The 16024-nt window shown below is 38.7% G+C and carries 7 protein-coding genes; 5 read left to right on the forward strand and 2 right to left on the reverse strand.

All coding sequences use genetic code 11. The annotated features are described in order from the left end of the window. Nucleotides 1-12: 12 nt before the first annotated feature. Nucleotides 13-765: a polyprenol monophosphomannose synthase gene (locus tag DW182_RS01365; RefSeq protein WP_044155254.1), complete on the reverse strand. Its 753-nt coding sequence runs from the start codon at nt 763-765 to the stop codon at nt 13-15. 97 nt (nt 766-862) lie between these two features. On the opposite strand from DW182_RS01365, the gene mfd reads away from it, so the two are divergent. Next, entirely contained in the window at nt 863-4255 is a 3393-nt protein-coding gene (mfd, locus tag DW182_RS01370; protein WP_044155253.1) for a transcription-repair coupling factor, read from the forward strand. Between the two features lie 4 nt (nt 4256-4259). Here the strand turns inward: mfd and DW182_RS01375 are convergent, their stop codons facing one another. Continuing rightward, nucleotides 4260-8237 carry a two-component regulator propeller domain-containing protein gene (locus tag DW182_RS01375; protein WP_118294396.1) on the reverse strand — a complete coding sequence of 1326 codons (3978 nt, stop codon included), beginning with the start codon at nt 8235-8237 and terminating at the stop codon, nt 4260-4262. A gap of 255 nt (nt 8238-8492) precedes the next feature. Here DW182_RS01375 and DW182_RS01380 point away from each other — a divergent pair, with 255 nt between their 5' ends. From DW182_RS01380 to DW182_RS01395, 4 genes are all read left to right on the forward strand, one after another. Then, nucleotides 8493-9677 carry a DUF2264 domain-containing protein gene (locus tag DW182_RS01380; RefSeq protein ID WP_052302196.1) on the forward strand — a complete coding sequence of 395 codons (1185 nt, stop codon included), beginning with the start codon at nt 8493-8495 and terminating at the stop codon, nt 9675-9677. Nucleotides 9678-9695: 18 nt separating this feature from the next. Next, nucleotides 9696-10922, forward strand: a complete 1227-nt coding sequence (locus tag DW182_RS01385; RefSeq protein ID WP_007663971.1) for a DUF2264 domain-containing protein — start codon at nt 9696-9698, stop codon at nt 10920-10922. Beyond that, entirely contained in the window at nt 10919-12589 is a 1671-nt protein-coding gene (locus tag DW182_RS01390) for a hypothetical protein (RefSeq protein ID WP_233564053.1), read from the forward strand. The genes DW182_RS01385 and DW182_RS01390 overlap by 4 nt, the downstream gene beginning before the upstream one ends. Nucleotides 12590-12954: 365 nt before the next feature. Beyond that, a complete protein-coding gene (locus DW182_RS01395) occupies nt 12955-16017 on the forward strand; it encodes a TonB-dependent receptor (RefSeq protein WP_227073235.1) in 3063 nt (1020 codons plus the stop codon). The last annotated feature ends 7 nt before the right edge of the window (nt 16018-16024 follow it).

Raw genomic sequence — 16024 nt, forward strand, 5'->3', positions numbered from 1 at the left:
TATCGTTAATCACTAACCATTTTTCACAGCTTTCGGGTACTTGTGGAACCAACTATGTACTTTCAATTTGATAACCCCGAAGACAGCTTCTCCAAAGATACTACTGTTCATTTTTGAAGTGCCCAGTTCACGGTTGATAAAAATAACCGGGACTTCTACTATCTTGAAGCCGCATTTATAGGCAGTGAATTTCATTTCAATCTGGAAAGCATAACCTTTGAAACGGATACCATCGAGGTCGATTGTTTCCAGTACCCTACGACGGTAGCATTTGAACCCGGCTGTTGTATCTTGTACAGGGATACCCGTAATAAGACGCACATACTTGGAGGCAAAATAGGACATCAATACACGTCCCATGGGCCAATTTACCACATTGACTCCGCTGATATACCGCGAACCGATGGCAACATCGGCACCTTCTTCGGCACAAGCTTTATATAGACGGGGAAGGTCAGCCGGATTGTGGCTGAAATCAGCATCCATTTCGAAGATGTATTCATAATCATGTTCCAGAGACCATTTGAACCCGGCAATGTAGGCAGTACCTAACCCTAATTTTCCTTTCCGCTCTATCATGAATAAGCGTTCGGGAAACTCTTGCTGCAACGTTTTGACGATGCTGGCAGTGCCGTCAGGCGAGCCATCTTCAATGATAAGGATATGGAATACTTTTTCCAAGGCGAAAACGGCGCGGATAATATTCTCGATGTTTTCTCGTTCGTTGTATGTGGGAATGATAACGATGCTGTCCGATGTCTGCATATTCATAAAAGGGGGTTCTAATTGGGAACAAAGTTAAGTGTTTTCTGTCACATACGAATAAATCTAAGGATTATTTAGTAATTTCGCGCCCGTTATGATGACAATTACCGAGCTACAACAACGATATGCCACTCACTCCAATGTGGAAGCTATAAGTGGCCTGCTGAAGGATCCGTCTGTCCGCACCCTTTTTTGCGGGGGGCTGTGTGCCTCTGCCGCTTCATTGTTTTCATCCGTGCTGGTGCAACGTGGAGAGTTTCCTTTTGTTTTTATTCTGGGCGATCTGGAAGAGGCAGGATATTTTTACCATGATTTAACACAAATACTGGGAACTGAGAAAGTTTTGTTCTTTCCTTCTTCGTTTCGTAGGGCAATAAAATACGGGCAGAAAGATGCGGCCAATGAAATTCTGCGTACAGAAGTGTTGAGCCGCTTACAAAAAGGAGAGGAAGGACTTTGTGTTGTGACTTATCCCGATGCTTTGGCAGAAAAGGTGGTTTCCCGGAAGGAACTGGGAGATAAAACTCTGAAATTGCATACAGGGGAAAATGTGGATACGAATTTTATTACGGAAGTCTTGCGTAGCTATGGTTTTGAGTATGTGGACTATGTCTATGAACCGGGGCAGTATGCTGTACGTGGTAGTATCATTGATGTATTTTCTTTCTCTTCCGAATTTCCATATCGTATAGACTTTTTTGGTGATGAAGTAGAAAGTATTCGTACGTTTGAAGTAGAAACGCAACTTTCTAAAGAAAGGAAAGACAGTATTGTTATCGTGCCGGATTTGAGCCGTAGTTTGGAACAGGGGGATGCAAGCGGTATGGTTTCCTTCCTGGATTTTCTGTCGGCGAATACTGTATTGGCAATGCGTGATCTGCTTTGGCTGCGTGAACGTATTCAGACTGTACACGATGAAACACTTACCCCACAAGCGATTGCTGCCCGCGAAGCGGAAGAAAGTGGTTGTATTACTTTGGATGGAAAGCTGATTGATGGAAGTGAGTTTACGCTTCGTGCGTTGGACTTTTGCCGTATGGAGTTCGGTAACAAACCAACCGGGACACCGGATGCTACAGTGACATTCGATACGTCTGCTCAACCTATATTCCATAAAAACTTTGATATGGTGGCCGAAAGCTTCAAAGAGTATATGGAGAAAGGGTATACGCTTTACATCTGTAGTGATAGTATGAAGCAGACTGACCGTATTCGTGCCATTTTTGAAGACAGGGGAGAAGAGATTGCTTTTACAGCTGTAGAGCGCACGTTGCATGAAGGTTTTGCCGATAATGCCTTGCGGCTTTGCATTTTTACGGATCATCAGTTATTCGACCGTTTTCATAAATATAATCTCAAAAGTGATAAAGCACGTAGTGGCAAGGTCGCTCTGAGTCTGAAAGAGTTGAATCAGTTTACACCGGGAGATTATGTGGTACATACCGATCATGGTGTGGGACGCTTTTCCGGATTGGTGCGTATTCCTAACGGTGATACAACGCAGGAAGTGATGAAACTGGTTTATCAGAATGAAGATGTAGTTTTTGTTTCTATCCATTCATTACATAAAGTTTCAAAGTATAAAGGAAAAGATGGTGAGGCTCCCCGTTTGAATAAATTGGGTACGGGAGCTTGGGAGAAACTTAAAGAGCGTACTAAGACCAAAATTAAGGATATTGCCCGTGACCTCATAAAATTGTATTCTCAGCGTCGTGAGGAAAAAGGTTTTCAGTTCAGTGTGGATAGTTTCTTGCAACGGGAACTGGAAGCATCTTTTATTTACGAAGATACACCAGACCAAAGTAAAGCAACGGCGGATGTAAAAGCGGATATGGAAAGTAACCGTCCTATGGATCGTCTGGTTTGTGGAGACGTGGGGTTTGGTAAAACAGAAGTGGCAGTTCGTGCTGCTTTTAAAGCTGTGGCGGACAATAAACAGGTAGCGGTTCTGGTACCTACCACCGTGTTGGCTTACCAACATTTCCAGACGTTTAAAGAGCGTTTGAAAGATTTGCCTTGTAGGGTGGAGTACCTGAGTCGTGCCCGTACGGCAGCTCAGGCAAAAGCGGTCGTAAAAGGACTGGCGGCAGGTGATGTGAATATACTTATCGGTACACATCGGATTTTGGGTAAGGACATACAATTCAAGGACTTGGGGTTGCTGATTATTGATGAAGAACAGAAGTTCGGTGTATCCGTTAAGGAGAAGTTGCGCCAGTTGAAGGTCAATGTAGACACCTTGACCATGACGGCCACGCCTATTCCGCGTACATTGCAGTTCTCATTAATGGGGGCACGTGACCTGAGCGTTATTCAAACGCCTCCTCCAAACCGTTATCCTATTCAGACTGAGGTGCATACCTTTAATGAGGAAGTTATAGTGGATGCTATCAACTTTGAGATGAGCCGGAACGGACAGGTATTTCTTGTAAATAACCGCATTTCTAATTTGCCTGAATTAAAAGCGATGATTGAACGGCATATTCCGGATTGCCGTATAGCCATCGGGCATGGACAAATGGAGCCGACCGAATTGGAAAAGATTATTTTCGGCTTTGTCAATTATGATTATGATGTGCTGATAGCCACTACAATTATAGAGAGCGGCATTGATATTCCGAATGCCAATACCATTATCATCAATCAGGCACAGAATTTCGGACTGAGCGACTTGCATCAGATGCGTGGTCGTGTAGGACGAAGCAATAAGAAAGCATTCTGCTATTTGTTGGCTCCTCCGCTTTCTTCCCTGACTCCTGAAGCAAGGCGTCGTCTGCAAGCTATTGAGAATTTCAGTGACCTGGGTAGTGGAATTCATATAGCCATGCAGGATCTCGATATTCGTGGTGCAGGCAATATGCTTGGTGCGGAACAGAGTGGCTTTATTGCCGATCTGGGTTATGAAACCTATCAGAAGATACTATCAGAAGCTGTACATGAACTGAAGACGGATGAATTTGCAGATCTTTATGCCGAAGAACTGAAAGCAGAGGGGGGCGTCATCAGTGGAGAGCAATTTGTAGATGAATGTCAGGTAGAGAGTGATTTGGAATTGTTGCTTCCTGCCACTTATGTTACGGGTAGTAGTGAGCGTATGTTGCTTTACCGCGAATTAGATAGTTTGACGTTGGATAAAGATGTGGAGGACTTCCGTACTCGTCTTATAGACCGGTTTGGTCCTATCCCGTCAGAAACGGAAGAACTACTACGGATTGTACCTTTACGCCGCCTTGCTGCACGTCTTGGTGCAGAGAAAGTTTTTCTCAAGGGAGGACGTATGTCATTGTTCTTTGTTTCTAATCCGGATAGCCCGTATTATCAGAGCCAGGCGTTCGGTAAAGTCATTGCTTATATGATGAAATATACCCGCCGTTGCGATCTGCGTGAGCAGAATACCCGTCGTAGTATGTTGGTAAAAGATGTGAAGAATGTAGAAACGGCTGTTAGCGTTTTGCAGGAGATTGTGGCGATGCAGGTGGAGGAAGGATAATTTGCTATGATGTGCCATTCTCATTTATCTTTTGTTTATACTGATTAGGTGTCATTCCGGAAAATTCTTTAAATCGTTTTATGAAATAGCTGGTAGAACTGAATCCCAATTGCATGGCGAGTTCTGTAATAGAGATATCCGGTTGTTGTTCAATTCTTCGGTAAGCTAATTTAAGTTTAATGTTTATAATAAATTCGTTAGGTGTCATACCTGTTATTGCTTTTATTTTCGTGAAGTATTTGGTACGTCCTATACAAAGTTCTTGTGCCAGGAAATCAACACTGAATACAGGATTTTCTAGGTTATTTTCAATTAGCTCGATAGATTTATCTAATAAAACTTGATCTAATGTAGATGTGGCAATTAATTCACTGCTGGAATTGCTTTCTTTAGCATATTTTTGTTGTAATGTTCTGCGTAGATTGATTAAGTTATTACATCTGACAATCAATTGTTTAATGCTGAAAGGTTTGCATATATAGTCGTCTGCTCCAATTTTCAGACCTTCAATAATGTATTCAGAAGCTGTTTGTGATGTTAATAAAATGATGGGAATGTGAGAGGTCTTTATATTGTTTTTTAATTTCTGACATAACTCTGTTCCGGACATCTCCGGCATAACAACATCACTGATAATGATGTCGGGTATAACAGAGAGAGCTTTTTCATATCCTTTTTTACCATTTTCTGCTATTTCGACATTGTAGAGGTCAGAAAAGACTTCTGTGAGTAGTTGCCTGAGTTCCTGGTTATCTTCTATAATTAATAGCTTATAATGCTTTTCACTATTTTCCTTTCTTTCTTCTGTTGCTCCTCCTTCCTGTGTATCTGTGGAGATGAAACCAGCTACATTAAGCTTGTAATCTTCTATGATAGGCAAATTTTCCTGAATATTGCTGGGAGGATATTGGATATCAGTAGGCAGTTGTATAGTGAAACAACTACCTTTTCCTTTAATACTTTTAACTGTGATTACTCCTTTATGGGCCTCTACTATATTTTTTGTGTAAGCCAAGCCGATTCCAGTTCCGATATTATTAGTGAAACAAGTATTATCTGTTTGGTAAAACCGGATGAATATATTTTCTAGCTCTTTGGCATTAATGCCTACACCTGTATCTGAGATTTCCAATGAAACTTTCATGCTTTCATATTTTAATCGTACGAAGATATTGCCATTTTCTGGAGTAAATTTGAAAGCATTGGATAACAAATTAAATAGTGCTTTTTCAATTAACTGCTTATCAAAATAGAAAGAAATATCATCTTGTCCGGCAAGTAAAGTTAGGTTTATTTTTCTTGTTTGTGCATACTCTTTGAAAGAGTCTACCACATTATTCACTATGTCTATTAAATTATAATAGTTTACCTTTAAAGGAGTGAAACCCTGTTCTTGTTTTCTGAATTCCATCAGTTCTATGATGAGTTGATTTAATCTGGTGATGTTTCTCCAAATATTCAGTAATTTAGTATTTAGCTTTGGAGGTATATTTTTACTCTGTAATAATAGTTCGACTTGATTGGATATAAGTGTTAAAGGTGTTTTGAATTCATGAGATATGTTAGTGAAGAAACGTAGTTTGCTTTGATTGAGTTGCTCCATATTTCGCTTCTGTTCCTTTTCTATTTTTAGAGATGAACGTAAGATGATTACTTGGTATGCTTCGTATAGTAATAGAATAGTTAATAGAACATATAATATATAGGCTAGAGGGGTTTGATAAAAAGGAGGATTTATTATGATATCGAGTTTGCGCTCCGGAAATTCTCCATTGGCCAAGGCTACATCTCCTTGAATATATAAGATGTATTTATCTGGTGATAAATTGGTATAGTTTATTTCATTTAAACTATTGGTGCGTTTCCATTCTTTGTCAAAAGGTTCCAGTTTATATTTAATGCCACAGGTAAAAGAGGCGGCATAGTTATTGGTATATGCTCTGATTCCTATGGCATGCTGATCATAAGGCAATTCAATCCTGTTAGTGTAAAGAATGGATTGCTTAAGTGTTTTTCCGCTTGAGTCTACCTCCAAGGGAGTATCATTGACGGAGAATTCAGATATACCTACTTGATAATGCTCTGGTTTGTTGAAAATTTGCTTTAAAGGGAATGAACAGAACATATTGATTCCTCCTAAATAGACATTATTGTTTCGGTCCAGAAATAAGCAGTTGCTATTTACCTGGAAAGTAGATAAGAATCGGTTTTTATCAATATTAGTAATTTCTTCTTCATTATTTATATAAATGAGTCCTTCATTGGTAACAATAAGAATACCACCATACTTATCTTCACACATATCTATAATGTCTTTCATTAAGATGGCATCTGTGGCAAAGGGTTCTAATTCTGCTTCTCCTTTTCTTTTCCGGAATATTCCATGTCTGGAGGTTCCTATTAAGATATCCCCATTCCGATTCTCAATAATCTTGTTGACTATACAGTTCTCCGATTTGCGAATACAAATATGCTGCCATGATTTATTGAGCAGGTTGTAGCAAAGTAATTGATTCTGAACAGCAATCCATAGTTGTTTTTGGGAGTCTAATAGGATGGTTGTCACAGACATTCTCTGTAAATCTATCTGTTCTGAAGAGAGGATGGTACTTTTATTTGTATGAGTATCAAATATACTGATGCCGTTATGCGTAGCTATGATTAGGGAATCATTATAAGGGATAATTTCTCTGATGCTATTGTTGTGTAATACGTTTCTGAGAAATACCTGAGTGGATTGAGTTTGCAGATCATATTTTTTTAGTCCGCCAAGTAATGTTCCGATCCATAGGATGTTTTTGGGTTTATCCAGATATAAGGTTTGCACGTTGTCTGTGAATGGTAGCTTTTTCAAAGCTTTGGTGTGTGTATTGAAAAAATATAATCCGTCTCGTTCTGTTGCCATCCATAAATTCCCTTCATTATCTTCTACTGTTTTTCCGAAGATTGCATGTTTAGATGGGGAGGATGGCATTATATCTTTAGTGACAAAATGATAGGAGAATGTACTGTGCTCCGGGTGAAAGCAATTTATTTCACCATAAAACGAACCGCTCCAAATAGTTCCTTGTTGATCTTTCATTAAGCAATAGATAGATGCATCATTTAGGGTATAGGCATTTTCGTTAATAAACTCATATTGGAGGAACTTTCTTTCTTTTTTATCATATTTATTTAATCCATTGAAAGTGGCAATCCATAAGTTACCTGCATTGTCTTCGCATATAGATCGTACAATGTCACTTGATATGCAATTATTGCTGTTTTCTGAATAATTATAATTTTTGATATTTTCATCACTATCTATGAGGAATAATCCGTTCCTTCGGGTAGCGACCCATATCTTTTGTTCTGAATCAATGTATAATTGGCGTATCTGGTTGATATTCGCTAACATCTGTTTTGTGTCTTTATTCCTTCTGATAAGGAATATACCGTCGTCTCTGGTGCCTATGTACAGATTTCCTTTGGATGTTTCAGTGATGCAATCTATAATGCAAGATTCCTTTGGTAACTGTAAATGTAGTTTTAATATATTGTTCTTCCATTGGTAGATTGTATTTTTATACCCTATCCATAAGCAAGAGTCCGAATAGTACATGCATTGTGAATAAGGGGTTATTTTACGGAAATGATCTTGTTTTATGTTATACTCTATAATGCCTGAACGTGTCTCTATATAAATATTGCCATTTTGATCCCCCGTAATGGAACGTACCAACTCTTCTGCATCGGGAATGTCATTATAAAGTTTTTGTATGAATTTCATTTGAGTTCCATCATATCTTACTAATCCTCTTTTGGTACCAAACCATATCATTCCGAACTCATCCTGATACATGGCATGAATTGTCGACTGATGCATTCCTTTATTAATGGATATGTGCGATGCATGTAATTTTATGCTGTTATCTGCATAAAGAGATGTACTGAATATATTTCCTATTAGTATGTAAAATGTTAACAGTATGACGTTTCTCATAGTATTTTTATTACTGATTGTGGTACAAAAATAATGCTTAGCTTTTAGATTCGATAATACAATCGTTCAAATAATAGCAATATTGTCCTTTTTAGTGGAAGAGGGATTTTGTGGATGAAATGAATATATATTAGAATTTCTGTCTTATTTGAAATCTGTTTTTTTCCATAGTTTTGCAACCACAAGTTATAATCTAAAAATAAAGCTATGACACATCAACTGATTAAATTAGTATCGGCTTTTTTCTTTTCTGTTATGGCAATTTCTGCTGTACAAGGGCAAAATGCTTCCCAGAGTGATAGAGAATATTGGGTACATACGCTATTAAAGATAGCAGATCCGGTTTTGAGTAATTTGAGTAAGGACCAGTTAAGAAAGAATATTCCAGTTGGACGTTCTTCATCTGCGAAAGCTAGTAGCAGGGAGTTTGTTACACATATGGAGTCGGTGGGACGAACAATAGCAGGAATAGCACCATGGTTAGAATTGGGGCCAGATAAAACTGCAGAAGGAAAGTTGCGTGATAAATATATTAAAATGGTCTGTAAGGGGTTGAAGAATTCTGTAGATCCTCATGCTGATGATTATTTTAATAGTACAGCCACACGGCAGATCTTGGTGAATAGTGCCTTTTTGATACAAGGATTGTTACAGGCACCCACTCAGTTATGGGGAAATCTTGATGATAAGACTCAACAACGTTTAATAGAACAATGGAAATCGACACGTACAATGAAGCCGGGAAATAATAATTGGCTATTGTTTTCTGCGATGGTGGAATGTGGGTTGAAAAGTTTCGGTAATGAATGGAATTTTGAAGTAATAGAGAAGGCTATTTCATCACATGAACAATGGTATAAAGGAGACGGAGTTTATGGAGATGGGGAGAATTTTCATTTGGATTATTACAATAGTTATGTCATTCATCCTATGTTGTTACAGGTTTTAAAGGTTGTAGTGAAATATGATTCATCTTATCAGATACTTTTAGACAAAGAGTGGAAACGTTTCGTCAGATATGCGGAAATTCAGGAACGCATGATTGCACCGGATGGAAGTTATCCGGTATTGGGACGTTCAGTAAGTTATCGTTCGGCAGCTTTTCAAGTTTTGGGAGCCAGTGCATTATTCCATCAACTTCCATCAAGTTTAAAAGCAGGTCAAGTACGGGGGGCAATGACTGCTATGCTGAAGCGTTTATTTGAACAGCCGGGTACCTTTGATAAAAATGGTTGGTTAACGATTGGAGTGTGTGGTGAACAGCCGGAATTAGGGGATTCTTATTTATCAACTCCTTGTGTCTATCTCTGTTCTTTAGGTTTCCTACCTTTAGGTTTACCGGCAGATGATGTTTTCTGGACAGCTCCTCTTTCCCCGTGGACCAGCATTAAAGCCTTTTCCGGGGAAGAATTTCCCATTGATAAATTTATGAAACCATAATCAATATACTATAGAATCATGAAAAAGAATATTTTTACCTGTACATTGTTCTTATTAATAAGTTTATGTGGTTATTCACAAAATCCATCAGGTTTGGAGGATCGTACTTATTGGATTACTGTATTGACAAAAATAGCGGACCCGGTATTAGAAAATATGAGTAAGGGGGAACTGAAGAAGAATATGCCGGTAGAAACTATATCCGGTGCATTGAATCCTCCCAATACGCGTACTACTCATTTAGAAGCTTTGGGACGTTTGTTAGTTGGTATGGCTCCCTGGCTGGAACTTGGCCCTGATGAAACAGAAGAGGGAAGATTGAGAAGTAAATATATACGTCTGATGCTTCTCTCCATAGATAATGGTTTCAATCCCGAGTCTCCTGATTATTTAAATTTTGTGGTGACACGACAACCGTTGGTGGACGCTGCTTTCTTCTGTCAGGGGATATTACGTGCTCCTAAACAAATTTGGGGGAATCTTTCGGACAAGACTCGACAGAATGTATTGAATGCATTGCAGCAGATACGTAAGATAAAACCGATAGAGAGCAATTGGTTATTATTTTCAGCCATGGTAGAAGCTACTTTACTGGAATTGACAGGAGAATGTAATATGGAACCTGTTAACTATGCCATTATGCGTTTCAAGGACTGGTATAAAGGTGATGGATGGTATGGAGATGGGGTAGATTTACATATGGATTATTATAATAGCTATGTGATCCATCCTATGTTATTGGATGTGCTGGAAGTAATGCAAAAGTATGCAAAAGGTGAAGATGAATTTTATCAGTTGGAGAAAAAGCGCTTTTCCAGATATGCAGAACAACAAGAAAGAATGATTTCTCCGGATGGAGCTTATCCGGTGATAGGCCGGTCAATAGCTTATAGGTTCGGGACGTTTCATGTACTATCCCAAGCTGCATTGAAAGATTTGTTGCCGGTATCGGTTACAAAGGCACAGGTTAGATGTGCTCTGACAGCTGTTATAAAGAAACACATGTCGGTTAAAGGGAATTTTGATGCAGATGGATGGCTGACATTAGGATTTGCAGGTCATCAACCACAAATAGCTGAAAGATATATATCTACGGGAAGTCTCTATCTGTGTACAGCAGCTTTTGCGGCATTGGGGCTTTCTACTATTGATGAATTTTGGAATACTTCGTATGCCGAATGGACTGGAAAGAAGATATGGTGTGGAAATCCAGATGTGAAACTCGATAAAGCTATAAAACCATGAAAACGGAGCTTGTACATAAAGTCATTTGGGTCAGTTTATGTCTTTTGATATTCGTGTCGAAGGTGGATGCTGGTTCATTAAGAGATATAAATAATATATTATTGGCTGAACAAAATATTCGGGAAGATAATCCTCAATTAGGGCAGTTGGTAGAAACTTTTTTGAAGAACCAGAAGCGAGTAGTTGATTTTCAATCATCAGGATTAGATAATAATGAATATTTGAGATTGATAGAATGTCAGGTTCGTGCATTTGCGTCTTGTCAGGATAAAGTGACGGGAGCAATTATTGATCCGGTCTATAAAATCGAATGGCAATACTCGACTCCTTGCTATGCTCTGTCTATAGGTTTACTGGCTCAAACGGGATACTTGAAAGATGATGCTTTGGTAAAGAGTGGAATAAAGGCTTTGGATTGTTCAGTGAGTGAGATGCATGAGAACAGGTGTGCCCATCACCATGGTGAATTCTTTATTCAGCCTATTATGCTGGCGATGGATCTTTATAAAGGATTGGTTTCTGAAGCACAAATGATTGTCTGGCACGAAAAAATGGCTGAAATTGATCCGTATGTGCTATATCGGGATAACTTGAAGCGTAAGAAAATCTGTTATAATCACAATGTTGTAGCTTTAGCCGGTGAATATTTACGGTTAAAAAAAGGGATTAACGATCACAAAGATTTCTTTCATATTCATCTGGAACACCAGCAGCAATATATGTCTGAGTTTGGCTTGTATATAGATAATAAGACTAATCCGCCAATGGTGTATGATGAGTTTACGAGGCAGTTTATGGCTTCTATTTTGGCGGAAGGATATAACGGAACATTTTTTGATTTTTATTCCCGCAAATTATGTTTGGGAGCATGGACTTCTCTTTTCATGCAATCGCCTTATGGAGAGGTGCCGACAGGCGGTAGAAGTGCTCAACATATCTGGAATGAAGCAGCGGCAGCTGTGACTTATGAGATTTACGCTTCACAATATGCAGCTTTAGGAAAAAAGCAGGAAGCAGGCGCCTTTAAACGAGCTGCGCATTTAGCACTTAGGAGCATCGGAAGATGGATAAGAGAAGATGGAAGTGGATTTATTGTGAAAAACCGTTTTCCTATCGAAGTGATGCATGGATATGAAAGTTATTCAGCGCAATCACAGTATAATCTGTTGGCATGCTGGCTAATGTGCGTTGCCTATTTATATGCTGATAATTCTATTAAAGAATCTCCGTCTCCGTCTGATATCGGTGGATATGTTTTGGTTATGAAAGACGTGTTCCATAAGGTTTTTGCTAATTCTGGTGGAAACTATGTTGAGTATGAGCTCAGTGGAGATCCTCGTTATAATGCAACAGGACTCATCAGGATACATCTGAAGAATTCAAATCCACAGTTAGGTCCTTCGGATGGAATTCCCCATAAATGGGATAACAAGAAGAAGCAGGATTTAGGTGGAGAATTGTATGCAGTTGGACCTGAATGGCATGATGCTGCGGGTGGAGTATATCGCTTAGCGGAATATACTAACATATTATTTCCGGATACATCTTACTTTTCTGCATACAAAGGCAGTAAGCTTCCTGAAATAGATGTGAGGAATGTTAGACAATCTGTAGACGGAGTTGCATTTGAAGTCGTTTATACTGGTAGATTTGATGGAGTTACTTAGATTTCGCAACGTGTTTATATTGATCATACCGGAATTACTGTGCGTGATATTCTGAAGGGGAATGTGAAAAAGGTGCGGGCATGTTACCCCATGTTAATAGATGATGGTATGGAAGAAACTAAAATTGATTTTCAAGATGGGAAAGTGATATTGCAGTCTCGTGATGGTCAAATTTGCTTTCAGGCCATATCACCTCCAAATGCTACTATACAGAGGAAGCGAAAACGAATTCCCTATAGAAATGGATATGCGGATATTGCATATTTTGAATCTGACAAGAATGTGATACAGTATAAAATAACCACAGAGTTTTAGTATTAACCATTTAAATATTAATAACTATGCATGAGAAACATAAAATATTTATGAAATTGTGCCTGTTTTTTAGCTTAATCAGCTGGTCAACAGGTGTCTATGCACAAGGTTTTGTAGTTACCGGAAAAGTAACGTCCAGTGGCGAAAGCGTCATAGGAGCAACTGTGCAAGTGAAAGGGAAAATAACTGGTACTATCACTGATATTGATGGTAATTATCGGTTAACATTGGAAAATTCCAAAGAGACTCTCGTTTTTTCATTTATTGGTTATCAGTCTAAAGAGGTTACGGTTAATGGAAAGAATGTGATTAACGTGGAACTGGAAGAAGATGTCGCTCAATTGGAAGAGGTTGTTGTTGTTGGTTATGGAACGATGAGAAAAAAAGATCTCACTGGAGCAATAACCCGTATCTCTACAGAAAATACGACGCAGTCGGTAACTAGTGTAGCTGAAATGCTGCGTGGTACGGTGGCAGGATTTTCTGCAGGGTTCGGAACTTCTGCCAAAGGGGGTGGTTCTATGCTGATTCGTGGTGAGAAATCCATTAATGCCAGTAATTCTCCTCTGATTGTATTGGACGGAGTTATCTTTAATGGCGATTTGGTGGATATCAATCCCAGTGATATTGAAACGATTGATATTTTGAAAGATGGTAGTTCTGCAGCTGTTTACGGATCACGTGCGGCTTCGGGGGTGGTCGTCATATCAACAAAACAAGGTAATGAAGGAAAGCCGGTCATCAATTTTGATATGAAGATAGGCATGCAGAATTTGACTCGTAATCAGCGTCCTTTTAATGGGCAGGAATATATGGTTATGAGAAGGGATGAAAAAATCCGGAGCAATCCATCTCGTCCTTTGGGATACTTCCACAATCCGGACAATTTGCCGCAAGGAATTGATCTGAATACCTGGTTATCGTATACAGGGGCTTCGGCAGATTCAAATCTGGCAGAGATTTGGTTGAATCGTTTGGCCTTTTCTACTACAGAAATAGATAATTATCTGGCAGGTAGAGAGACGGATTGGTATGATGCTTCTTTTCAAAACGCTTTGCGTCAGGATTACAATGTAAGTATTTCTGGAAAGAATGACAGAGTTTCTTACTATTGGTCATTAGGAAGCATTAATAATCAAGGTATTGTAGTAGGAGACCAATATAAGACTATCCGTTCGCGTTTAAATTTGAAAGTAAATGTTACAGATTGGCTTCAGGTCGGCTTGCAAGCACATTATGCCACTCGTAATGAAAGTGTAGATGAAGTTGATTGGGAAGAAGCTATTCAAGCTAGTCCTTGGGGCAGCAAATATGAAGAGAATGGTTCTTTGAAGTTCTATCCTAATGACGATAACATGAGTACGAATCCTTTCGCTAATTATGAACAGCGTGATCGTTTCAATGTGACTCAGACATTCAATGCTACATTGAATGCAAAGATTACATTGCCATGGGGATTTGTTTATGAAATGAGCTATTCGGACTATAACAATTGGCAAAAGAATCATTATTTTGATCCATCTACCAGTATGGCTGGTGAAAAGTATAAGGGGCATGCCGTACGGCGTAATAATAGCGCACATTCCTGGATGCTTGACAATATTTTGAGGTGGAACCATACATTCAATAAAATTCATAAGCTTGATTTGACTCTATTGTTTAATCTTGAAAAAAATGAAACTTGGTCTGATAAAGCAGAAAATTCCAATCTTACTCCTTCTGAGGTGCTGGGCTGGCATGCTGTTGCAAATGGTACGAATCCGGTTGTAGGGAGTGATGATACAGTGGATACGGGAAATGCTATGATGGCAAGACTGAACTATAATTTAATGGATCGCTATTTGTTTACTGCTTCTTTCCGACGTGATGGTTATTCGGCTTTTGGTTCTAATAATCCATATGCTAATTTTCCTGCATTTGCATTTGGTTGGAGAATGAATGAGGAAAACTTCATGAAAGCGATTTCGTGGATTGATAATTTGAAACTTCGTTTATCTTGGGGTATCAATGGAAACCGGAGTATCGGACGTTATGCTGCTTTGGCAAATTTGGATTCGGAGAAATATCTGCATAACGGAAGTACAGTTATTGGGATTTATGCCACTCGTCTTCCCAATGAAAACCTGAAATGGGAGAAGACTGAAGCATATAATATAGGCTTTGACTTTGCAATTCTGGGTAATCGTTTGAATGGAACAGTGGAGGCTTATTATATGTCTACAAAAGATTTGCTGTTAACCCGCTCTTTGCCGGATATTATTGGTTTTTCCGGAGTAACAACTAATTTGGGAGAAGTTCGTAATAAGGGTTTTGAACTGTCCTTAAATTCAGTTAATATCGATCATAAGAATTTCAGATGGTCTTCTTCTTTCATTGCTTCTCTTAACCGGAATGAAATTGCCCATCTGTATGGTGAAATGGTAGATGTGCTGGATAAAGATGGAAATGTAATAGGACAGAGAGAAGATGATGATATTCAGAATGGATGGTATATTGGACATGCTTTAGATGAAATTTATGATTATAAAATTTTGGGAGTATGGCAAGAGAATGAACGTGAAGATGCTGCCAAGTATGGTAAAGAGCCGGGTGATTTTAAAATATGGGATGTAAATAATGACGGAGAATATCTTCCGGAAGATGATAAAGTATTTCAAGGATATAAGCGTCCTCGTTTTTCATTCGGTATTGGTAATACGATGGAGTTCTTTAAATGCGTGGACTTTTCATTCTTTATTCGCTCAGATCTTGGACATAAGTCTTCTAATAGTCATTATTCTCATCCAACAGATTATTATTATGACCGCGTAAATGCTTATAAATATGATTATTGGACTCCGGAGAATCCTACCAATGAATTTGCACGCTTAGGTTCGAATACAAAATCTCCGTCATTCAATGTTTATAAAAACCGTTCGTATGTACGTTTGCAAGAAGTTTCGTTAGCTTATAGAATACCTAATAAGATATCTTCTAAATGGAGCGTCTCTAATGCTCGTGTTTATATAAACGTTTCTAATCCTTTATTGATAACAGGATGGAATTATTGGGATCCGGAATCCTTATCTCCGGCACCGCGTACGTTTACTTTTGGTATTAATTTCTCATTATAAAAGTATA

The sequence above is a fragment of the Bacteroides sp. AM16-24 genome, assembly GCF_003471885.1.
Classification (GTDB): domain Bacteria; phylum Bacteroidota; class Bacteroidia; order Bacteroidales; family Bacteroidaceae; genus Bacteroides.